Raw genomic sequence first — 18,892 nt, forward strand, 5'->3', positions numbered from 1 at the left:
GCGCACGCTCACACGCGGCCGTGATGGCACACCGCTTCGAGCATGACGCCCCAGGGGTCGAGCCAGAACGTCGCGAAGTACGGCTGCGGATATTGAGGGAACACCTGTGGCTCGTGCAGCACGCTGCCACCAAACTGAGCGGCGAGTTCTTCCGCAGCGGAATGCACGGCGCTCACCGCCGACCGCGTGCGCACCATGAACGCCAGGTGCTGCAGGCCGGCCTGGTGTCGTGAGTACGTTGACTGCTCGGCGGCGGGATAGAAGAACAGATAGGTGCCGGGCTTACCGGCCATCGGGCGATATGCAAACTCGTCGGCGGCATCGAGGAACGTTTCGAATCCGACCAGCGGCATGAGCGCGCTGTAATAACGCCTCGCAGCGTCCAGGTCGGGAACATTGATGCCGATGTGTCCCAGCATCCTGCGACGCTAACAGCGGACCGGGGGGACGGCCGCCGATGGCAGCAATGGCACACTGGTCAAAGACGAGGCCCCTGACCTGCGGTCTGGGCGCCGTAACCGCAAGACGACACGAAAGACACCTCCGCCATGGGCGAAATGACCCTCTTCCTGCCCCTGATCATCATCTTGGGCGCATTCATGTTCTTCGCCTCGCGCAAACAGAAGAAGGCGATGCAGGCCACCATCGACCTGCACGAGTCGCTCACCATCGGGGACCGCGTGCACACCACGTCGGGCCTCGAGGGCACCATCACCGGCATCACCGACGACAGCGTCCATCTGCAGATCGCCCCCGGCGTCGTCACCACCTGGATGAAGCTCGCTATCCGCGACCGCATCGTCGACGACATCGACGATGACATCGACGAACCGGAAGACACCGACTACGAGGCTCGCGAGTCGACCGCGACCGAGATCACCGACAGCCCGAACGCCAAGACCGACGGCTGACATCTCGCGCACTTCCCGGATACCAGCACGTACCCTTTGCGGTGCTGACGAACTGATCTCGAAGGAGACCCTGACAACGTGGCATCGTCCCCGACGCCGGTGCACCCTGCCCGCTACCTGACGCTTTTCTTCGTGTTGCTGATCGGTGTCTACCTGCTGGTCTTCCTGACCGGCGACAAGCAGGCCAAGCCGAAGCTCGGTATCGACTTGCAGGGCGGCACCCGCGTCACGCTGACCGCACGCACACCCGACGGCTCCGCACCCACCCGGGATGCGCTCAACCAGGCGCAGCAGATCATCAGCGCGCGTGTGAACGGTCTTGGCGTCTCGGGGTCCGAGGTCGTCATCGACGGTTCGAACTTGGTCATCACGGTGCCGGGCAACGACAGCAGTGAGGCCCGCAACCTCGGGCAGACGGCTCGGCTGTACGTCAGGCCCGTCATCAAGGAGTTCCCGGTTCCCGACGCCGCCGGTCAGCCTGCCGAGGCTCCGCCGGGAGCGCCACCGGGTGCGCCCGGCATGGCGCCCGGTGCGCCCGGCATGCCGCCCGGTGTGCCGCCGATCGCCCCCGCCGAGCCCGGCGCGCCCGTTTCGCCGCCGTCGCCCGCCGAACAGGCACCGCCGCCGGCGGCCCCGCCGGCGGCGGCCCCGCCGGCGCAGAGTCCGGCACCTCAGCCGCGGCCGTATCCGCAGGAACCGCCGCCGACCCCGGCGCCGCCGCCTCCGCCAGGACCGGGCGCACCCCCGCCAGGACCGGGAGGCCCGCCACCAGCCGAGAAGCAGACGCTGGCCCAGCGCATCGCCGACGAGAAGCAGCTGCGGCAGAGCAACGATCAGCAGATCCAGGTGCTGGCGCTGCAGTTCCAGGCAACCCGTTGCCACGACGAGGACGTGCTGGCCGGCAACGACGATCCCAATTTGCCGCTCATCACCTGTTCGCAAGACGGCAAGGCGGTCTACATCCTCGACAAGGCGATCATCAAGGGTGAGCAGATCAAGAACGCCGACTCCGGGCTCGACCAGCAGCGCGGCGAGTACGTCGTGACCGTCGAATTCAACGATGAGGCCTCGCGGATCTGGGCCGACTTCACTGCCGCCAACATCGGCACCCAGACCGCGTTCGTGCTGGATTCAAAGGTGGTCAGCGCGCCACAGATCCAGGAAGCCATTCCGGGCGGTCGCACCCAGATCACCGGCCACTTCACCGCCGACTCGGCGCGCGAGCTGGCCAACGTGCTGAAGTACGGTTCACTGCCGCTGTCATTCGAATCATCTGAGGCCGAAACCGTCTCTGCCACACTGGGTTTGTCGTCCCTGCGGGCCGGCCTCATCGCAGGCGCCATCGGCCTGGCGGCGGTGCTGCTGTACTCACTGCTCTACTACCGGGTGCTGGGGCTGCTCACCGCGTTGTCGCTAGTCGCTTCGGGCGCAATGGTTTTCGCGATTCTGGTGTTGTTGGGTAGATACATCAACTACACGCTCGACCTCGCCGGTATCGCCGGTCTGATCATCGGTATCGGCACCACCGCCGACTCGTTCGTGGTGTTCTTCGAACGCATCAAAGACGAGATCCGCGAAGGGCGTTCGTTCCGCTCGGCTGTGCCACGCGGCTGGGCCAGGGCGCGCAAGACGATTCTGTCCGGCAATGCGGTGACCTTCCTGGCCGCCGCGGTGCTCTACGTCCTAGCGGTCGGCCAGGTGAAGGGCTTCGCGTTCACGCTGGGCCTGACGACGATCCTGGACGTTGTCGTGGTGTTCCTGGTGACCTGGCCGCTGGTGTACCTCGCCTCGAAGTCGCCGACGCTGGCCAAGCCGGCGTTCAACGGGTTGGGCGCGGTGCAGCAGATTGCGCGCGAACGCCGAGCGGCCGCACACGCGACGGAACGGGGATAGCCAGATGGCGGCCAAACATTCATCCGACGTGACCGACTCCGACGCGGTCGAGGCACCCGACCTCGAAGCCGCAGCGGCGAACGCGCCCAGGCACGGCTTCTTCGTGCGCCTGTACACCGGCACAGGCGCTTTCGAGGTCATCGGGCGTCGCAAGCTCTGGTACGCGGTCAGTGGCTTGATCGTGGCGGTTGCCGTCGCGAGCATCCTGTTGCGCGGTTTCACCTTCGGTATCGACTTCGAGGGCGGCACCAAGGTGTCGATGCCGGTCGCGGGCCAGAACGGCACGGTCAGCACCCAGCAGGTCGAGGACGTGTTCAGCAAGGCGCTGGGCAAGTCACCCGAATCCGTGGTCATGGTCGGCAGCGGTGGCTCGGCCACCGTGCAGATCCGTTCGGAGACGCTTACCAACGAAGAGACCGAGAAACTGCGCAACGCGCTGTTCGACGCGTTCCACCCCAAGGGCGCTGACGGGCAGGTTTCCAAGCAGGCGATCAGCGACTCGGCGGTGTCGGCGTCGTGGGGTGGGCAGATCACCAAGAAGGCGCTCATTGCGCTCGTGGTTTTCCTGGTCCTGGCGGCCATCTACATCACCGTCCGCTACGAGCGCTACATGGCGATGTCGGCGCTGGCGACGCTCGTATTCGACTTGGTCACCACGGCGGGTGTCTATTCGATCGTCGGGTTCGAGGTCACGCCTGCGACGGTGATCGGCCTGCTGACCATCCTGGGCTTCTCGCTGTACGACACCGTCATTGTCTTCGACAAGGTCGAGGAAAACACGCGCGGCTTCGAACACACCACGCGCCGCACGTTCGCCGAACAGGCCAACCTCGCGGTCAACCAGACCTTTATGCGCTCGATCAACACCAGCCTGATCTCGGTCCTGCCGATCGTCTCGCTGATGGTGGTCGCGGTGTGGCTGCTCGGCGTCGGCACGCTGATGGACCTGGCGTTGGTGCAGTTGGTCGGCGTCATCGTCGGCACCTACTCCTCGATCTTCTTCGCGACCCCGCTGTTGGTGACGCTGCGCGAGCGCACTGATCTGGTCCGCACGCACACGCGGCGAGTGCTCAACCGGCGCAAGCCCGCCCGGGCCACCGAGGTCGTGCAGGACGCCGAACCGCAGGAGGCGGTGGTGGCCGCCAAGCCGGCGCCGGAGAAGCCTGCGCCTGGCTCGCGGCCCGTGCGGCCAACCGCCAATCGGACCGGACGTCCGTCGGGTAAGCGAAACACCCGGCGGTAAGGGGCATGCCAGTCGGGAGCCGGAGCGTCATCGCCGCGGCCGTGCTGTCGCTGGTCGGTGGGCTGGGGCTGGCGGCGTGCTCGGCGGGTCCCGCCGACAGCGTGAATTACGCCGTCGACGGCACGCTGGTCACCTACAACACCAACACCGTCACGGGCGCCGCATCGGGCGGGCCGCAGGCCTTCGCCCGGGTGCTGACCGGCTTCAACTACCACGGACCCGACGGGCAGATCGTCGGCGACCACGATTTCGGCACCATCTCCGTGGTCGGGCGGGCGCCCTTGGTGCTCGACTACGAAATCAACGCCAATGCGGTGTACTCCGACGGCAAGCCGATCACGTGTGACGACATGGTCCTGGCGTGGGCCTCGCAATCGGGTCGGCTGCCCGGTTTCGACGCTGCCAACCGGGCCGGCTACAGCGATATCGCCTCTGTCGACTGCGCGCCGGGTCAGAAGAAGGCGCGGGTGACGTTCGCCCAGGACCGCGGGTTCATCGACTTCGGCCAGTTGTTCGCGGCGACGTCGATGATGCCGTCGCACGTCATCGCCGACGAACTCGGACTGGGAGACGGGGGCGTCACCTCAGCCCTCATCAACAACGACGGCCCGGCCGCCGAGCGCATCGCGCAGGTATGGAACAACACCTGGAATCTGGACCCCGGGCACTTCGACGCCAAGCGGTTCCCGTCCTCGGGGCCCTACAAGATCGACGCGGTCAACAAGGACGGTTCGGTCGTGCTGGTCGCCAACGACAAGTGGTGGGGCGCCAAACCCGTCACGAAGAAGGTCACGGTGTGGCCGCGGGGCGCCGACATCCAGGACAAGGTCAATCAGGGCGTCTACGACGTGGTCGACGTGGCGGCCGGGTCGTCGGGGACGCTGAATCTGCCGGACGATTACGTGCGCACCGACTCGCCGTCGGCGGGCATCGAACAACTGATCTTCGCGGCGCAGGGGCCGCTGGCCGGCCCGCCAGCGCGTCGGGCGCTGGCGTTCTGCACGCCGCGCGACGTGATCGCCAAGAACGCGTCGTCGCCGATCGCCAATGCCCGACTCAACCCCGTCTCCGAGGATGCGTATGCCGCGGCCGAGGGTGCCGTGGAGTCCGGGCAGTTCGTGGTCGCCAACCCCGACGCCGCCCGCGCCGCGATCAACAACCAGCCGATGACCGTTCGCATCGGGTATCAAAGCCCCAATGCGCGGCTGGCCGCGACCGTCGGTGCGATCGCGAAGGCCTGCGCGCCTGCGGGCATCACGGTGCAGGATGCGGCGTCGGATGCTGTTGGCCCACTGAGTCTGCGCGACAACAAGATTGACGCATTGATCGCAAGCACCGGCGGAGCTGCCGGCAGCGGGTCGACGGGCTCCTCGGCGATGGACGCCTATGACCTGCACACCGCAAACGGCAACAACCTGTCCGGCTACTCCAACGAACGCATCGACGGCATCGTCTCGTCGCTGGCGGTGACCTCCGATCCGAAGGAGCTGGCGCGGCTGCTCGGCGAGGGCGGCTCGATCTTGTGGGCGGACATGCCGACGCTTCCGCTCTATCGTCAACAGCGCACACTTCTCACATCGAAGAAGATGTATGCGGTGAGCAGCAATCCGACTCGATGGGGCGCGGGGTGGAACATGGACCGCTGGAAGCTGTCGCAATGATGGACATTTCGCGACTTGTCGCGTCGCTGATGCGCGAGGTGCCCGACTTCCCCGAGCCAGGTATCCAATTCAAGGACCTCACCCCGCTGCTGGCCGACGCGCGCGGCCTTGATGCGGTATCCGAGGCTCTCGCAGAGATCGCCAGGGGAGTGGACCTGGTGGCAGGAGTGGACGCCCGCGGGTTCTTGCTCGGCGGCGCCGTCGCGATCAAGCTGGGGATCGGTGTGCTGGCGGTCCGCAAGGGCGGCAAACTGCCGCCGCCGGTGATCGGCGAGACCTACAACCTCGAATACGGCTCCGCCACGCTGGAGGTCCCTGCCGAGGGCATCGAACTCGCAGGCAGGAACATCGCGATCATCGACGACGTTCTGGCTACCGGTGGCACTGTAGCGGCGACTGCCAAGCTGTTACGGCACGCAGGAGCGAACGTCACCGGCGCGGCAGTGATCCTCGAGCTTGCCGCACTCGGTGGCCGCGACCTGCTCGAACCGTTGGCGGTAAGCAGCTTGCACACGGTGTGAGGGCTATCCTCGAAGTCTGGCGAAGAGGAGGTGACCATGGCTTCCAGTGGCGACGAACCCGGCACGGGACAGGCCGTGCAGGCGCCTCCCGGGGCTTCACTGCCTGAGACACAGCCGCTGGAGATTCCGAAAGTCTCGACGAGCGCGTCGCGGCGCGTGCGCGCCAGACTGGCCCGCCGGATGACAGCTCAGCGCAGCGCCGTCAACCCGGTGCTCGAGCCACTGGTCGCCGTCCACAAGAGTTTCGTTCCGAAGGCCAATCTGGCGTTGCTGCAAAAGGCTTACGAGGTAGCCGAGGAGCGTCACGCCGACCAGATGCGGCGCTCCGGTGACCCGTACATCACCCACCCGCTGGCCGTTGCGAACATCCTGGCCGAACTCGGGATGGACACCACCACGCTGGTCGCCGCGCTGCTGCACGACACGGTCGAGGACACCGGCTACACGATGGAACAGCTGACCGCCGATTTCGGCGAGGAGGTGGCGCATCTGGTCGACGGCGTCACCAAGCTGGACAGGGTCGCACTGGGCACCGCCGCCGACGCCGAGACGATCCGCAAGATGATCATCGCGATGGCCCGCGACGGCCGGGTGTTGGTGATCAAGGTCGCCGACCGACTGCACAACATGCGCACCATGCGGTTCCTGCCGCCGGAAAAGCAGGCCCGCAAGGCTCGCGAGACGCTGGAAGTCATTGCGCCACTGGCACATCGGCTGGGTATGGCCACGGTGAAGTGGGAGCTGGAGGACCTGTCGTTCGCGATCCTGCATCCGAAGAAGTACGAAGAGATCGTTCGGCTGGTCGCCGACCGCGCGCCGTCGCGCGATACCTATCTCGCCAAGGTTCGTGACGAGATCAACGGCACGCTGTCCGCGTCGAAGATCAACGCGACGGTGGAGGGCAGGCCGAAGCACTACTGGTCGATCTACCAGAAGATGATCGTCAAGGGCCGCGACTTCGACGACATCCACGATCTGGTCGGGGTGCGAATCCTCTGCGACGAGATCCGCGACTGTTATGCCGCTGTGGGCGTGGTGCATTCGTTGTGGCAGCCGATGCCGGGTCGATTCAAGGATTACATCGCACAACCGCGCTACGGGGTGTATCAGTCGCTGCACACCACGGTCGTCGGGCCCGAGGGCAAGCCGCTCGAAGTGCAGATCCGCACCCATGACATGCACAACACCGCCGAGTACGGCATCGCAGCCCATTGGCGGTACAAGGAAACCAAGGGCCGCAACGCTCCTCATCCGCACGCCGCCGCCGAGATCGACGATATGGCGTGGATGCGCCAACTGCTCGACTGGCAGCGGGAGGCCGCGGACCCCGGCGAGTTCCTCGAGGCGTTGCGCTACGACCTTGCGGTGCAAGAGATCTTCGTGTTCACCCCGAAGGGCGATTTGATCACATTGCCGACGGGCTCGACTCCCGTCGACTTCGCCTACGCCGTGCACACCGAGGTCGGTCACCGCTGCATCGGCGCAAGGGTCAACGGCAGACTGGTCGCGCTGGAGCGCAAGCTCGAAAACGGCGAAGTGGTCGAGGTTTTCACGTCCAAGGCGCCGAACGCAGGCCCGTCGCGAGACTGGCAGACGTTCGTGGTGTCGCCGCGCGCGAAGGCGAAGATCCGGCAGTGGTTCGCCAAGGAGCGCCGCGAAGAGGCCCTGGAGTCGGGTAAAGACGCGATCGCGCGCGAGGTTCGGCGCAGCGGGCTTCCCTTGCAGCGCTTGATGAATGCCGAGTCGATGGCGGCGCTGGCCCGCGAGCTGCGCTACACCGATGTGTCCGCGCTCTACACCGCCGTTGGTGAAGGCCACGTCTCGGCACGGCACGTCGTGCAGCGGCTGGTGGCCCAGCTCGGCGGTGACGACGAAGCCGCCGACGAGCTCGCCGAACGCTCGACGCCGACGACCATGGTGGTGCGGCAGCGCAGCACCGACGACGTCGGCGTGTCGGTACCCGGCGCTCCCGGCGTGTTGACGAAACTGGCCAAGTGCTGCACGCCGGTGCCCGGCGACAACATCATGGGATTCGTGACGCGCGGAGGCGGCGTCAGTGTGCACCGCACCGACTGCACGAATGCCACGTCGCTGCAACAGCAGTCGGAACGGATCATCGACGTGCAGTGGGCGCCTGGCCCGTCATCGGTGTTCCTGGTCGCTATTCAGGTGGAGGCGCTCGATCGGCATCGACTGCTGTCGGACGTGACCCGTGTACTGGCCGACGAAAAGGTCAACATCCTGTCGGCGTCTGTGACGACCTCCGATGACCGCGTCGCGATCAGCCGGTTCACCTTCGAAATGGGCGATCCGAAGCACCTTGGCCACCTGCTCAACGTGGTGCGCAACGTGGAGGGCGTCTACGACGTCTACCGTGTGACTTCCGCCGCGTGACCATCCGTCAGCGGTAAAGCATTGAGCTCATTGCGTACGTCATCGCCACGCCACCAATGAGGAAAGTGAAGACCGCGGCTCCAGCGCCGCGCCGGTCGACGACAGCATCCGCTGGATTGTGGGAATTGACAAAGACAGTCAGCTGATCCGGCAGATTGGCCAGCTCTGCGTCTGCTCGTTTGCGTCCATAGCGGCGCGGCACAAACGAGAAGCGGTCACTGACGAGCTCGCTCCCGTTCACCAGGTACGCGTACTTGACTTTCAGGACGTACGGGCCCCATCCGGCGGTCACCCGAAACCACGGCGCCGGCACGACGGACCGTTCGACGACCCGCCCCGGGACGGGACGAAACAAGGTCGCCCGCTGGGTGTGCCAGAAGGCCGGGATCGACAAGACCAGGCCGACAAGGCCGACCGCGAACATAATCCATGCGCCGCCATCCATCTGCTCTTCCCCCCGTCGACCGATGTGTCGTTTCCCCATCAAGTATGTCGCTGTTTGCTCTGTTGTGAAATACTGCCGCGATGCGCACTGCATTGGTGGTCCTGATTGCTTCGCTGGCGGTGGTGTTGGCGGGTTGTGGGTCGACGATCAGGCCCGAGGGGGCCGCGCAGTCCGTCGTCGACCTGGTGTCCAAGCAGACCGGCTTCAAGCCGAACGACGTCAAGTGCCCTTCGGGCGTCGACGCCGAGGTCGGCAAGGAATTCGAATGCCACTTCACCGGACCCGAGGGCAAGGAGTACACCGCCCAGATGAAGGTCACCAAGGTGCAGGGCGACGACGTCGAGTTCTACATCAAAACCGCGCCGACCAAGTAATCTCCGCCGGATTCTGTGCCGCGAGACTGCAGTTATTGCGGGAAAGTCGCAGTGGGACAGCACAACAAGTGCAATCTCGCGGAATCGGCTGCGGGGGATGCCTCGCGCTAGGAGCCGATCTGCACCGACTTGATCGTTGCGTCGATCACCGGCTTGCCGTCCTCGGTGCCGTCGGCCACGCCGCCCGCGGCGACCTTTTCCAACGTCGCCAGCCCCGCCGCGTCGATGGTGCCGAACACGGTGTAGGTCGGTGGCAGCTGAGAGTCCTTGTACACCAAGAAGAATTGGCTGCCGTTGGTCCCTGGCCCGGAGTTGGCCATCGCCAAGGTGCCGCGCGGATAGATCACGGGGACCTTCAGTGCCGGATCGGTCAGGCGGTACTGGTTGGTGGGGTACTCGTTCGGGAACCGGTAGCCGGGCCCACCCGTGCTGCTGCCGGTCGGATCGCCGCACTGCAGCACACCGAGTTCGGCCGACGTGGTCAGCCGGTGGCACTTGGTGTTGTCGAAGAATCCCTGCCTGGCCAGGCTCGTGAAGTTGTTGACCGTGCACGGGGTCTTGCCGTTGTCCAACTCCAGCCCGATGGCGCCCTGGGTCGTCGTGATGGTCGCTCGGATGAGCGCAGGATCGGTCGCGATCCGCCCGTTCTGCGGCGGCTTGACGGGCTTGCTCGCCGGCTCAGTCGTCGCCGGGTATTGGCAGTTGGCCCCCAACGTCTTCGGCGGCTCGAACGGGGGCAGCTGCTTGTCGACGGGCGACGGCGCTGCGGTGACCGAGGGCTGCGTGGACAGGCCGTCCAGCCGCTCGAGCTCATTGGCGACCGTCACGAAGAACAGCACGCTCAGCACTATCGCCACGACCGTGAACACAGTGATCAGGTAGCTGATGACGAGTCCCGCGATGGCAAGGCCGCGGCCCTCCTCGCCGGTCTTTTTGATCTGCGACAGCGAGATGTGTCCGAAGATGATGCCAAGCGGGGCGAACAGGAACGCGCACACCAACGACACGATCGCCAACGCGTTGGTGCCCCGCGGCGGGTACGCCGGATAGCCATAGGGCCCCGCGTACGCGCCCGGCGGCGGTGGGTAGGGCCCGTACGGCGGCGGAGTTGTCATGGCCGCAGCGTCAGTCGAGCAGAATCGACTTGATTGTGACGTCGTTCTTCGGCTTGCCGTCCTGACCACCGTCGGCGGTGCCCGCCGCGGCGATCTTGTCCAGCGTCGCCAGGCCGGTCTCGTCGATGGTGCCGAACACCGTGTAGTTGGGCGGCAACTCCGAATCCTTGTACACCAGGAAGAACTGGCTGCCGTTGGTGCCGGGTCCCGCGTTGGCCATGGCGAGAGTGCCACGCGGATACTTCACCGGCTCCTGCAGCTTCGGGTCATCGGGCTGGTACTGGTTGGTCGGGTACTCGTTGTCGAACTGGTAGCCCGGACCGCCCGTGCCCTGGCCCGTCGGATCACCGCACTGCAGCACCGCCAATCCCGGCGATGTGGTCAGCCGATGGCAGGGCGTGTCGTTGAAGAAACCCTGCTGTGCCAGGTTGGCGAAGCTGTTCACCGTGCACGGTGCCTTGCCGTTGTCGAGTTGTAGCCCGAGGTTGCCCTGGTTGGTGGACATGCTGGCGCTGACCTGTGCCGGGTCGGTGGGCACCTTGCCAGTGCGCGGCGGCTTGGCCGGCTTGCTCGCCTTGTCCGCGGATGGCGGGTACTGGCAGTTCGCGCCGAGGTTCGCCGGTGCCGCGAACGGGGGCAGCGCTCCTGCTGCAGCGGGGGCCGCGCTGGTCGGGGCGGCCGATGACGTCGTCGCGGCGGCGGTCTGAGTATCGGAGTGCTTGTTGGTGATGACGATGGTGGCCACGATGGCGCCGATCACGACGATCGCGGCCGCGGCGGATCCGACGATCAGGTAGATGCGGCGTTTGCGCTCCCTCGCCGCTCGGCGCTCGAGCTGACGTTCCAGTTTGCGCTTCGCCGTTGCACGCCGTTGTTCGTTGGTCGGCACCGCCGGTGTCCTCCTCGTGATCGGTAGTCGGCACCGAGTGTGCCAGGCGTTGCTGAGTGCAGGGGTTGCGACCCGCGCCAACGATGAATGGGACACTGGACGCCGTGTTGATCACCGGATTCCCGGCAGGCATGTTGGCGTGCAACTGCTACGTGCTGGCCAAGCGGGCTGGGGCCGACGCGGTCATCGTCGACCCTGGCCAACGGGCGATGGGGCAGTTGCGGCAGGTCCTCGACGACAACCACCTCACGCCCGCCGCGGTGCTGTTGACCCACGGACACATCGACCACATTTGGTCGGCCCAGAAGGTGGCCGATATGTACGGCTGCCCCGCCTACATCCATCCCGAAGACCGCTTCATGCTGACCGATCCGATCAAGGACTTCGGGCCCCGGCTGGCCCAAATCGCGTTCGGCGCGCTGTTCCGCGAACCCAAACAGGTCGTTGAGCTCGACCGCGACGGCGACAAGGTAGAGGTGGGTGATGTGACGGTGACCGTCGACCACACGCCAGGACATACCCGCGGCTCTGTCGTGTTCCGGATTTCCGACGGGCCAGAAGAGGTCGTCTTTTCCGGGGACACCCTGTTCCGCGGCTCGGTGGGGCGCACTGATCTTCCCGGCGGCAGCGGCCGCGACCTGCTCGGTTCGATCATGACAAAACTGTTGGTGCTCGACGACGACACCGTGGTACTACCGGGTCACGGTGAAAAGACCACGATCGGTTTCGAACGCCGTACCAACCCATTCCTCGAAGGCTTGACTTGATGAGTTTCCGTGACTGATTTTCAGGCGCCAAAGGGCGTCCCGGATTACCTGCCGCCCGACTCGGCCCAGTTCGTGGGTGTGCGCGACGGCCTGCTCGATGCTGCCCGGCGCGCCGGCTACGGCGACATCGAATTGCCGATTTTCGAGGACACCGCGTTGTTCGCCCGCGGCGTCGGTGAATCCACTGATGTGGTGAGCAAGGAGATGTACACCTTCGCCGATCGCGGCGACCGTTCAGTGACGCTGCGACCGGAGGGCACTGCGGGCGTGATGCGCGCGGTGATCGAGCATGGGCTGGACCGCGGGCCGCTGCCCGTGAAGCTGTGCTACGCCGGACCGTTCTTCCGTTACGAGCGCCCGCAGGCCGGTCGCTACCGTCAGCTGCAGCAGGTCGGCGTCGAGGCGATCGGCGTCGACGATCCGGCGCTGGATGCTGAGGTGATTGCCGTCGCCGACGCGGGTTTCCGCTCGCTCGGGCTCGACGGTTTCCGCCTGGAGATAACGTCATTGGGCGACGACTCCTGTCGGCCGCAGTACCGGGAACTGTTGCAGGAGTTCCTGTTCAAGCTGGACCTGGACGAAGAGACCCGCCGACGCGCCGAGATCAACCCGTTGCGGGTGCTCGACGACAAGCGCCCGAAAGTGCGCGAGATGACCGCCGAGGCACCTGTGATGCTGGATCATCTGTCCGATGCGGCCAAGCAGCACTTCGACTCGGTGCTCGCGCACCTAGACGCGCTCGAGGTGCCGTACGTGATCAATCCGCGGATGGTGCGCGGGCTGGATTACTACACGAAGACGACGTTCGAGTTCGTCCACGACGGGCTAGGTGCTCAGTCGGGCATCGGTGGCGGCGGGCGCTATGACGGGCTGATGCGTCAGCTCGGCGGAAAAGACCTGTCCGGCATCGGCTTTGGTCTCGGTGTCGACCGTACGCTGTTGGCATTGAAAGCCGAGGGCAAGACCGTTGGCGGTGCCACCCGCGTTGATGTGTTCGGGGTGCCACTGGGGGATCAGGCCAAACTGACGTTGGCCGTGCTCGGTGCGCGACTGCGGGCTGCGGGTGTGCGCGTCGACCTGTCCTACGGTGACCGCGGAATCAAGGGTGCGATGCGCGCCGCCGACCGCTCTGGCGCGTCGATCGCTTTGGTTGCCGGTGATCGCGATATCGAGGCCGGCACGATCGGGGTGAAGAACCTGTCGACCGGTGATCAGGTCGATGTGGGTGTGGATAATGTTCTCGCCGAGGTGCTTTCGCGTCTCAGCCGCGGTTGATTGCCGAACTTCTCGGCCCGCCACACCTTTTAGTCACGTAGACGACCAGACCATGGCAGCAGGCTGATACACCAGGCGATGCTGCAAGATGATGCGGAAGAACGCTGACAGATCCCGCCCTCCCCGCGTGAAAGTTCCAGTGCCACTGGCGTGTTCGACACCTCCGAGCCTGCGCAGGAGCGCGGTGTCGAAGGCCAGGTTCGTTGCCGCGCCGAATCGTCCCGCGGCGAACGCGAACAATGGTTCGCCGCGCCGACTCAGGTCGGTGTCAAAGGTCCGTTGCTGAAACCCTTCATCGGCGCCGCTCCGGCGCTCGAGCATCAGCTGGGCGTGGGTGTTCAATTCGGCGGGCAGGGTGGGGCCGGTGACGCAACCCACGTCAGCTGCGCTGGCGAATCCCTCGGCAACGCCGGTCAGCCAACACCGGTCGACGACGACAGTGTCGTCGACAAATGCGGTGATCATTCCGTGCGCTGCGTGCAAACCCTTGTTGTGTGCGGACGCCGTTCCCCGGCGGAGTTCTCTGATGTACTGCACCCGCGGATAGAACTGTGTTGCAATCAGTTTCGTGGTTTCGATGGTGTGCGGGTCGTTGTCGACGACCACGACCTTGAACCGTGGGTAGTCCTGTCGGAGCACACTGTCCAGGCACTCGCGGAGGGCGGCAGGGCGTTCGTGTGTGGCTACGATGACGGTGATCTGCGGCGCGTCGACCAACAATGCAGAGCGGTGACGGACGCACTGTGGCACCGAGTCGTGTTCGCTTGCAATCGACTCAATGTCGTCGGTGCCGGGCAGCCCGTCAGCGGCGAGGTGGTCGTTGATCCGCGATCGCAGTGCCGCCATGACCGTCGCGGAATGGGCGTGCCATGTCCGGTCTTGGCTGACGTCGAGCACGACGACGCCCAGTGGTTGGTTGTGCAGGCGAACGAGGGTCATGACTTTGTGGGCACACGGGTCGGCGATTGTCAGCTCCCGCTGTGGCCATAGCGCACTCAATTCGGCGTCGGCCCATGCCGCTGGAGGGGTTCCCGTGGCGGGGGACTGCGTCCATGCGGGACGACAATTGGAGGCGCGTGGCGATGCGGAGGTATGGGTCTTCACGTCGCCTCGCGCCCCCAATCGGGTCCTGACTGATCTGCCGTCTGCAGTTCGCACCGAACGCACCATTGGCACCAAGCCGAATTTGCGCATCGGTACCGCCCACGCCACAAGCGCGGGGCGCCGAGGCTGGACCCGCTAGCGGAACTTGTCTGAGCGAAGTGACATCTTCCCCTCAAAGTGCCCGGCCCAGACTCCCTTTGACGAGTCCTGCAAATCTCAAAGGCGGTGCCAGCTACCGGGGACTGGGGAAGCAGCGCAACCCGAGGATAGGTTATTTGCTCGGGATTACGCAAGAAAACTGCCGTCTCCTGCAGAGATGTGTTACGCGACGCCACATGCGACCGCGACGTACGCGGTGACTGTGGCGGCGTGCCCTTGGACCGGCAAAGACCTTGGGGGCACCCGCAGCGCCGAAATGCTATGCGCCAAAGACGATGTCGACGAGGCCGAGTTGACCGCGAGGAGTTCAGGGGCAAGACTGCCCACCAGAGGGATGTGAATGGATCGCTACGAGAGTCTGGCCAACGCGTTCGTTTCGCTGGCCGACACCTTGGTGGCCGACTACGACGTCGTTGAGTTGGCGCATCAACTTGTCGACAGTTCGATGGCGCTGCTGCCGGTCGACGCCGTGGGCATCGTGCTTGTCGATCCACTCGGCGACGTACACGTGCTCGCGTCGAGCAGCGAGCAGACGCGACTGCTGGAAGTGTTTCAGATTCAAGCCGATGCAGGCCCCTGCCTGCAGGCCTATCGCGCCGGGCAACCGGTCGTGGTCGACGACCTGACTGTCGATCCGAATCGGTGGCCGGCGTTCGCCGAACGCGCAGGGCAGTACGGCTTCCAATCGGTCCATGCGTTGCCGCTGCGGTTGCGTGATGAGCGGCTGGGCGCGATGAATCTGCTTCGCATCAAGCCCGGCAGAATGTCGGTTGCCGACATTGCGGTGGGTCAGGCCTTGGCTGACGTGGCGACGATCGGGATACTGCACCAACGCATCGTGAGGCGCTCGGAGGAAGTCAGCAGGCAGTTGCAGGCTGCGTTGAACACACGCGTGATCATCGAGCAAGCAAAAGGCGTGCTGGCCGAGCGTGGCGCCATCGACATGGATACCGCGTTCAGACTCTTGCGAACCCACGCCCGAAAGACCAACCAACTCTTGGTAGAAGTCGCCCGTGCGGTGGTCGAGGGCACGGACACGACCGCCATCTTGGATGGCGCGCCATAACCTCGCATGCTTGACGCCACGCTGTAGGCGGCCCCGCTGGGACCTATCTGACCGTTGAATAAGGGACCGTGCCCATCTCGACATCGCTATGCGCAGGAAGCGACGGCAGTAGCCACGCGGCTGCCGCGATGGCTGCCACCAGCACTGCAATTGCGAAGTCCTCAAACATCATTCAGTCCCCCTCATAGTGCACCAGCCTGGGCAGCACGCCGATGACCCAGCCGATCAGGAAACCAACCACGAACACCCAGATCATCGGTCGGCCTCCGCAAACTCCAGGCCGGCATGCTCGGCCCAATCGCGCGGGCACGTGAAGTGCCTGGCGTAATTCGGTGAATCAGTGATGTCGCCGCGGAAGGCATGGAGTTTGAATTTGCTTGTCCGCCTGGGCAGCTCGGGGCTTGGCGCCCCCGAATTTTGCAGGCCTCCCCGCCCTGCGCTCACTGCTCCTTCATTTGTCTGTGGCGGTCGGGGTTGGCATGTGCGCGCCTGTGGGAAGGCGCTGCCATCTCCACGAGTCGCATCTTGATGGTGGGATTGAGTAGAGCGAATTGCGGGCAACACGGCCGACTCCCTCGGCTTCTAACGACATGGGTGTCATTTGCCGCGGGGTCTCGACGACAACGCTAATTTCTCGCTTGCCAGCGCTTTATCCCCGTGGGAACGCGTTGGCAGATCCCAAAATTAACACACGCGAAAGCAACGGTCTAATTATTTCCCAAAATTGTCGCAGCGCGTTCCAAGTAGCTTGCTGTTTGACCTGAATATGCAGGTGACAGCCGTACGTTCGGACGACATCGCCTAGGCGTACCAAATAGCCATCAATCCAATCAGCCAACCGAATCATTGTTTTCGTTTGAAACGAATCTCGGTCGCGCTCGCCGCTGCCTTCAGCCGCCTGTGACAACCGCAGTCAACAGTTCATCGACATTGCCGATGCCGCCGTCGAACGGGTTTCCGCGCTTGAGCACGTGCGTGCCGCCTGGCGTGACCGCGACGAGTTTCGGCGAGCTCGAGCCGATCTGCAGCTTGCGCGCAAAGCGCACCTGATCCAACTGGACGATTGCACCGCCGCCGTAGCTGAATATCCCGAGCTTGCGGTCGATGACCGCCACCGGGCGACAGGTGTGCAGCGGTTGACTGCGGCGGCGGCGAAACTGACGGAACGCCACCACTGCTCCAATCGCGATCACCAGGCCGACGACCGCGAATACCGCGCCGACTCCGCGAGACGGCGTGCCGGCGATGAGCGCGACGAGACCGAAGCCGCCGACGACGACTGCAAGCAGCCCCAGCACAAATGTCACGACCGTCAGCGCACCCGTCCGACGGTCAAAGACGAGCACCCGTCGGCCGTCATCGGTGACGACGAGGCCGCCCGTGTCTGCCAGTGTTCGCGGCGGGGTTGCTGTGTTCACCTATTGCAGGGTGCACGCTAGCCGGCTCGGACGTGGCCGAATTCGCAAACGCCATCCGGGACAGCATGCCGTCGCGCAGCGTCAGCGTGTGCAGCAGCACGGCGCTGACGTGTGCGGCAATGACAATCACCAACGTGTAGGCGAGCAGCGAATGCGTTTGGCGCAGCGTGAAATAGAGGTCCGCGTCGAACGGCGCGATACGAGGCAGGGGCACCGATCCGAACACGACGACCGGCTTACCGGTGGCCGACACCATTGCCCATCCGACGAGCGGCTGGGCCAGCAGAAGCGCGTACAACAGGAGTTCCGAACCGACGACGACCTTGTGTTCGAGCCAGCCGACCGTTTCGGGCAGCGTGGGCACGCGGTGCGTGAACCTGTTGGCGGCCCGCACCACGACGATGACGAGCACGATGATGCCGAGCGACATGTGCACAGCACGCAGCGAGGCGTAGGAGCCGATCGAGTTCACCATCGCGAATCCGATGAGCAGCATGCTGAACACGAGCACCGCGGTCAGCCAGTGCAGGATGCGCGTGCGCAGTGGATAGCGCGCCGGCGCGGTCACGGTGCGACCTCGTCGACCTGCACCGCGGACGGCGACTTCGGCTCACCCGTCCGTGCTCGATAGGACGCCGCGTACACGGCGGACCGGGCGGAAAGCAATGGGTCATCCGATGGCTCGACCCCATCGGGCAGTACGAGCGGATCGAAGTTGACGTCGCGAGCATTGCCGGCCGCTTCGGTCTCGACGGTCGTCAAGGTGAGCACGCCCGCGTCGACGGTGCGGCGATCGCTCGGCCACACCTGCGTCGCGTCGGCTATCGGATCGCCCGGTTGACCGACGCTCAGCAACAGTCGCCACCGCAGTGGGCCGCTGCGCATCTGACGCACAAGCGCGTCGAAAAGCGAGTTTGTTGTTCCCGGCAGCGGTGGTAACGCCGCTTGCATCGGGACGAACGCCCACCGCACCGGTGTGCGTTCACCTGCGTCGTTGACGAAGAAGAACGTGATGAGACTGCTGTACGTGCTGTCGGCGAACCCCGGGGTCGGCGGATGCTGCTTGATCAGTGCCGTCGCTGCGACCGACTCGGGATGCGCTTTGTTGAATGCCGACATCGCCACCGGGTCGGGTTTCCCTGTTGCCGGATCCGTCTTCGATGCCAGCAGCCGGTCGTAGAAGCCTTGCGGCGAATGGTCAACGAACACCGGCAAATTCAGCAACGCCATCCGCCACTGCGTGGCATCGGGGAAGGCGAATGCGAGTCCGAGGCCGCGCGCCGTCGCCGGTGCGTCGGCCACCATCGGGTTGCCGCCGCTCAGCGAGAACCGTCCGATCACCGGAGTCCGACCGGGCGTGAACAGAGCGGCTTTCGACAGCTCACGACCGTCGCCGTTGCTGTCGAAGTAGCCGTTGACCACGACCCCTTTGGCGTGGTTGCGCCGGAAGCCGGGATGAAGGCCGAATACCGTGCGGAAGCCGGCCATGAAGGTCTCGCGGGTCAGCGGGCGCGGTCCGATCCACTTGTTGGCGTAGGCGACGGCGCCGAGGTCGATCGCCAAGAATGCGCCGACCGCACCGATGCCAAGCAGAACCGAGCGACGGCTGAGTTGGGTCACTACCGGCTAAACGCGTCTGCTCGCGGATCGGTTCAAC

General features: G+C 65.1%; 18 protein-coding genes. 10 read left to right on the plus strand and 8 right to left on the minus strand.

Annotated features, from left to right (window positions below; all coding sequences use genetic code 11):
• Positions 1 to 8 precede the first annotated feature (8 nt).
• Positions 9 to 419: a VOC family protein gene (locus J3E61_RS23040; protein WP_210085113.1), complete on the minus strand. Its 411-nt coding sequence runs from the start codon at positions 417 to 419 to the stop codon at positions 9 to 11.
• A gap of 129 nt (positions 420 to 548) precedes the next feature.
• On the opposite strand from J3E61_RS23040, the gene yajC reads away from it, so the two are divergent.
• The 6 genes from yajC to J3E61_RS23070 all read left to right on the plus strand — a co-directional run bounded on the left by yajC (position 549) and on the right by J3E61_RS23070 (position 8,623).
• Positions 549 to 911 carry a preprotein translocase subunit YajC gene (gene yajC, locus J3E61_RS23045; RefSeq protein ID WP_192720783.1) on the plus strand — a complete coding sequence of 121 codons (363 nt, stop codon included), beginning with the start codon at positions 549 to 551 and terminating at the stop codon, positions 909 to 911.
• 78 nt (positions 912 to 989) lie between these two features.
• A complete protein-coding gene (gene secD, locus J3E61_RS23050) occupies positions 990 to 2,804 on the plus strand; it encodes a protein translocase subunit SecD (RefSeq protein WP_210085114.1) in 1,815 nt (604 codons plus the stop codon).
• 4 nt (positions 2,805 to 2,808) lie between these two features.
• On the plus strand, positions 2,809 to 4,047 hold the full coding sequence (gene secF / locus J3E61_RS23055; RefSeq protein WP_210085115.1) for a protein translocase subunit SecF: 1,239 nt from the start codon (positions 2,809 to 2,811) through the stop codon (positions 4,045 to 4,047).
• Positions 4,048 to 4,052: 5 nt separating this feature from the next.
• On the plus strand, positions 4,053 to 5,708 hold the full coding sequence (locus tag J3E61_RS23060) for a hypothetical protein (protein WP_210085116.1): 1,656 nt from the start codon (positions 4,053 to 4,055) through the stop codon (positions 5,706 to 5,708).
• Positions 5,705 to 6,229: an adenine phosphoribosyltransferase gene (locus tag J3E61_RS23065; protein WP_192720779.1), complete on the plus strand. Its 525-nt coding sequence runs from the start codon at positions 5,705 to 5,707 to the stop codon at positions 6,227 to 6,229. Before J3E61_RS23060 ends, J3E61_RS23065 begins: the two co-directional genes overlap by 4 nt.
• A gap of 36 nt (positions 6,230 to 6,265) precedes the next feature.
• Positions 6,266 to 8,623, plus strand: coding sequence for a RelA/SpoT family protein (locus J3E61_RS23070; protein WP_210085117.1), 2,358 nt, complete (start codon positions 6,266 to 6,268; stop codon positions 8,621 to 8,623).
• A 7-nt stretch (positions 8,624 to 8,630) separates the two neighbouring features.
• Here J3E61_RS23070 and J3E61_RS23075 read toward each other — a convergent pair whose 3' ends face one another.
• The gene (locus J3E61_RS23075) at positions 8,631 to 9,068 is read right to left on the minus strand and encodes a DUF3592 domain-containing protein (RefSeq protein ID WP_210085118.1); all 438 of its coding nucleotides are present in this window, start codon (positions 9,066 to 9,068) and stop codon (positions 8,631 to 8,633) included.
• Between the two features lie 80 nt (positions 9,069 to 9,148).
• Between J3E61_RS23075 and J3E61_RS23080 the strand changes: the two genes are divergently transcribed.
• The gene (locus J3E61_RS23080; RefSeq protein ID WP_210085119.1) at positions 9,149 to 9,442 is read left to right on the plus strand and encodes a DUF4333 domain-containing protein; all 294 of its coding nucleotides are present in this window, start codon (positions 9,149 to 9,151) and stop codon (positions 9,440 to 9,442) included.
• A gap of 107 nt (positions 9,443 to 9,549) precedes the next feature.
• Here the strand turns inward: J3E61_RS23080 and J3E61_RS23085 are convergent, their stop codons facing one another.
• Together J3E61_RS23085 and J3E61_RS23090 are read right to left on the minus strand one after the other, a co-directional pair.
• A complete protein-coding gene (locus tag J3E61_RS23085; protein WP_210085120.1) occupies positions 9,550 to 10,557 on the minus strand; it encodes a peptidylprolyl isomerase in 1,008 nt (335 codons plus the stop codon).
• A gap of 10 nt (positions 10,558 to 10,567) precedes the next feature.
• Positions 10,568 to 11,446: a peptidylprolyl isomerase gene (locus J3E61_RS23090; RefSeq protein ID WP_192720774.1), complete on the minus strand. Its 879-nt coding sequence runs from the start codon at positions 11,444 to 11,446 to the stop codon at positions 10,568 to 10,570.
• Positions 11,447 to 11,550: 104 nt separating this feature from the next.
• Between J3E61_RS23090 and J3E61_RS23095 the strand changes: the two genes are divergently transcribed.
• Complete coding sequence (locus J3E61_RS23095) at positions 11,551 to 12,213, plus strand: MBL fold metallo-hydrolase (protein ID WP_192722362.1); 663 nt, start codon at positions 11,551 to 11,553, stop codon at positions 12,211 to 12,213.
• A gap of 9 nt (positions 12,214 to 12,222) precedes the next feature.
• On the plus strand, positions 12,223 to 13,488 hold the full coding sequence (locus J3E61_RS23100) for a histidine--tRNA ligase (protein WP_210085121.1): 1,266 nt from the start codon (positions 12,223 to 12,225) through the stop codon (positions 13,486 to 13,488).
• 33 nt (positions 13,489 to 13,521) lie between these two features.
• On the opposite strand, the gene J3E61_RS23105 is transcribed toward J3E61_RS23100, so the two are convergent.
• Positions 13,522 to 14,427, minus strand: coding sequence for a glycosyltransferase (locus tag J3E61_RS23105; protein WP_210085122.1), 906 nt, complete (start codon positions 14,425 to 14,427; stop codon positions 13,522 to 13,524).
• 664 nt (positions 14,428 to 15,091) lie between these two features.
• On the opposite strand from J3E61_RS23105, the gene J3E61_RS23110 reads away from it, so the two are divergent.
• Complete coding sequence (locus J3E61_RS23110) at positions 15,092 to 15,817, plus strand: GAF and ANTAR domain-containing protein (protein WP_210085123.1); 726 nt, start codon at positions 15,092 to 15,094, stop codon at positions 15,815 to 15,817.
• Positions 15,818 to 16,707: 890 nt separating this feature from the next.
• On the opposite strand, the gene J3E61_RS23115 is transcribed toward J3E61_RS23110, so the two are convergent.
• The 3 genes from J3E61_RS23115 to J3E61_RS23125 are packed head-to-tail and all read right to left on the minus strand — an operon-like array spanning position 16,708 to position 18,828.
• A complete protein-coding gene (locus J3E61_RS23115) occupies positions 16,708 to 17,235 on the minus strand; it encodes a hypothetical protein (RefSeq protein ID WP_192720770.1) in 528 nt (175 codons plus the stop codon).
• The gene (locus J3E61_RS23120; protein ID WP_210085124.1) at positions 17,174 to 17,803 is read right to left on the minus strand and encodes a cytochrome b; all 630 of its coding nucleotides are present in this window, start codon (positions 17,801 to 17,803) and stop codon (positions 17,174 to 17,176) included. The genes J3E61_RS23115 and J3E61_RS23120 overlap by 62 nt, the downstream gene beginning before the upstream one ends.
• On the minus strand, positions 17,800 to 18,828 hold the full coding sequence (locus tag J3E61_RS23125) for a catalase family peroxidase (protein WP_210085668.1): 1,029 nt from the start codon (positions 18,826 to 18,828) through the stop codon (positions 17,800 to 17,802). The genes J3E61_RS23120 and J3E61_RS23125 overlap by 4 nt, the downstream gene beginning before the upstream one ends.
• Between the last annotated feature and the right edge of the window lie 64 nt (positions 18,829 to 18,892).

The organism is Mycobacterium sp. OAE908 (genome assembly GCF_017872775.1).
Taxonomy (GTDB): domain Bacteria; phylum Actinomycetota; class Actinomycetes; order Mycobacteriales; family Mycobacteriaceae; genus Mycobacterium.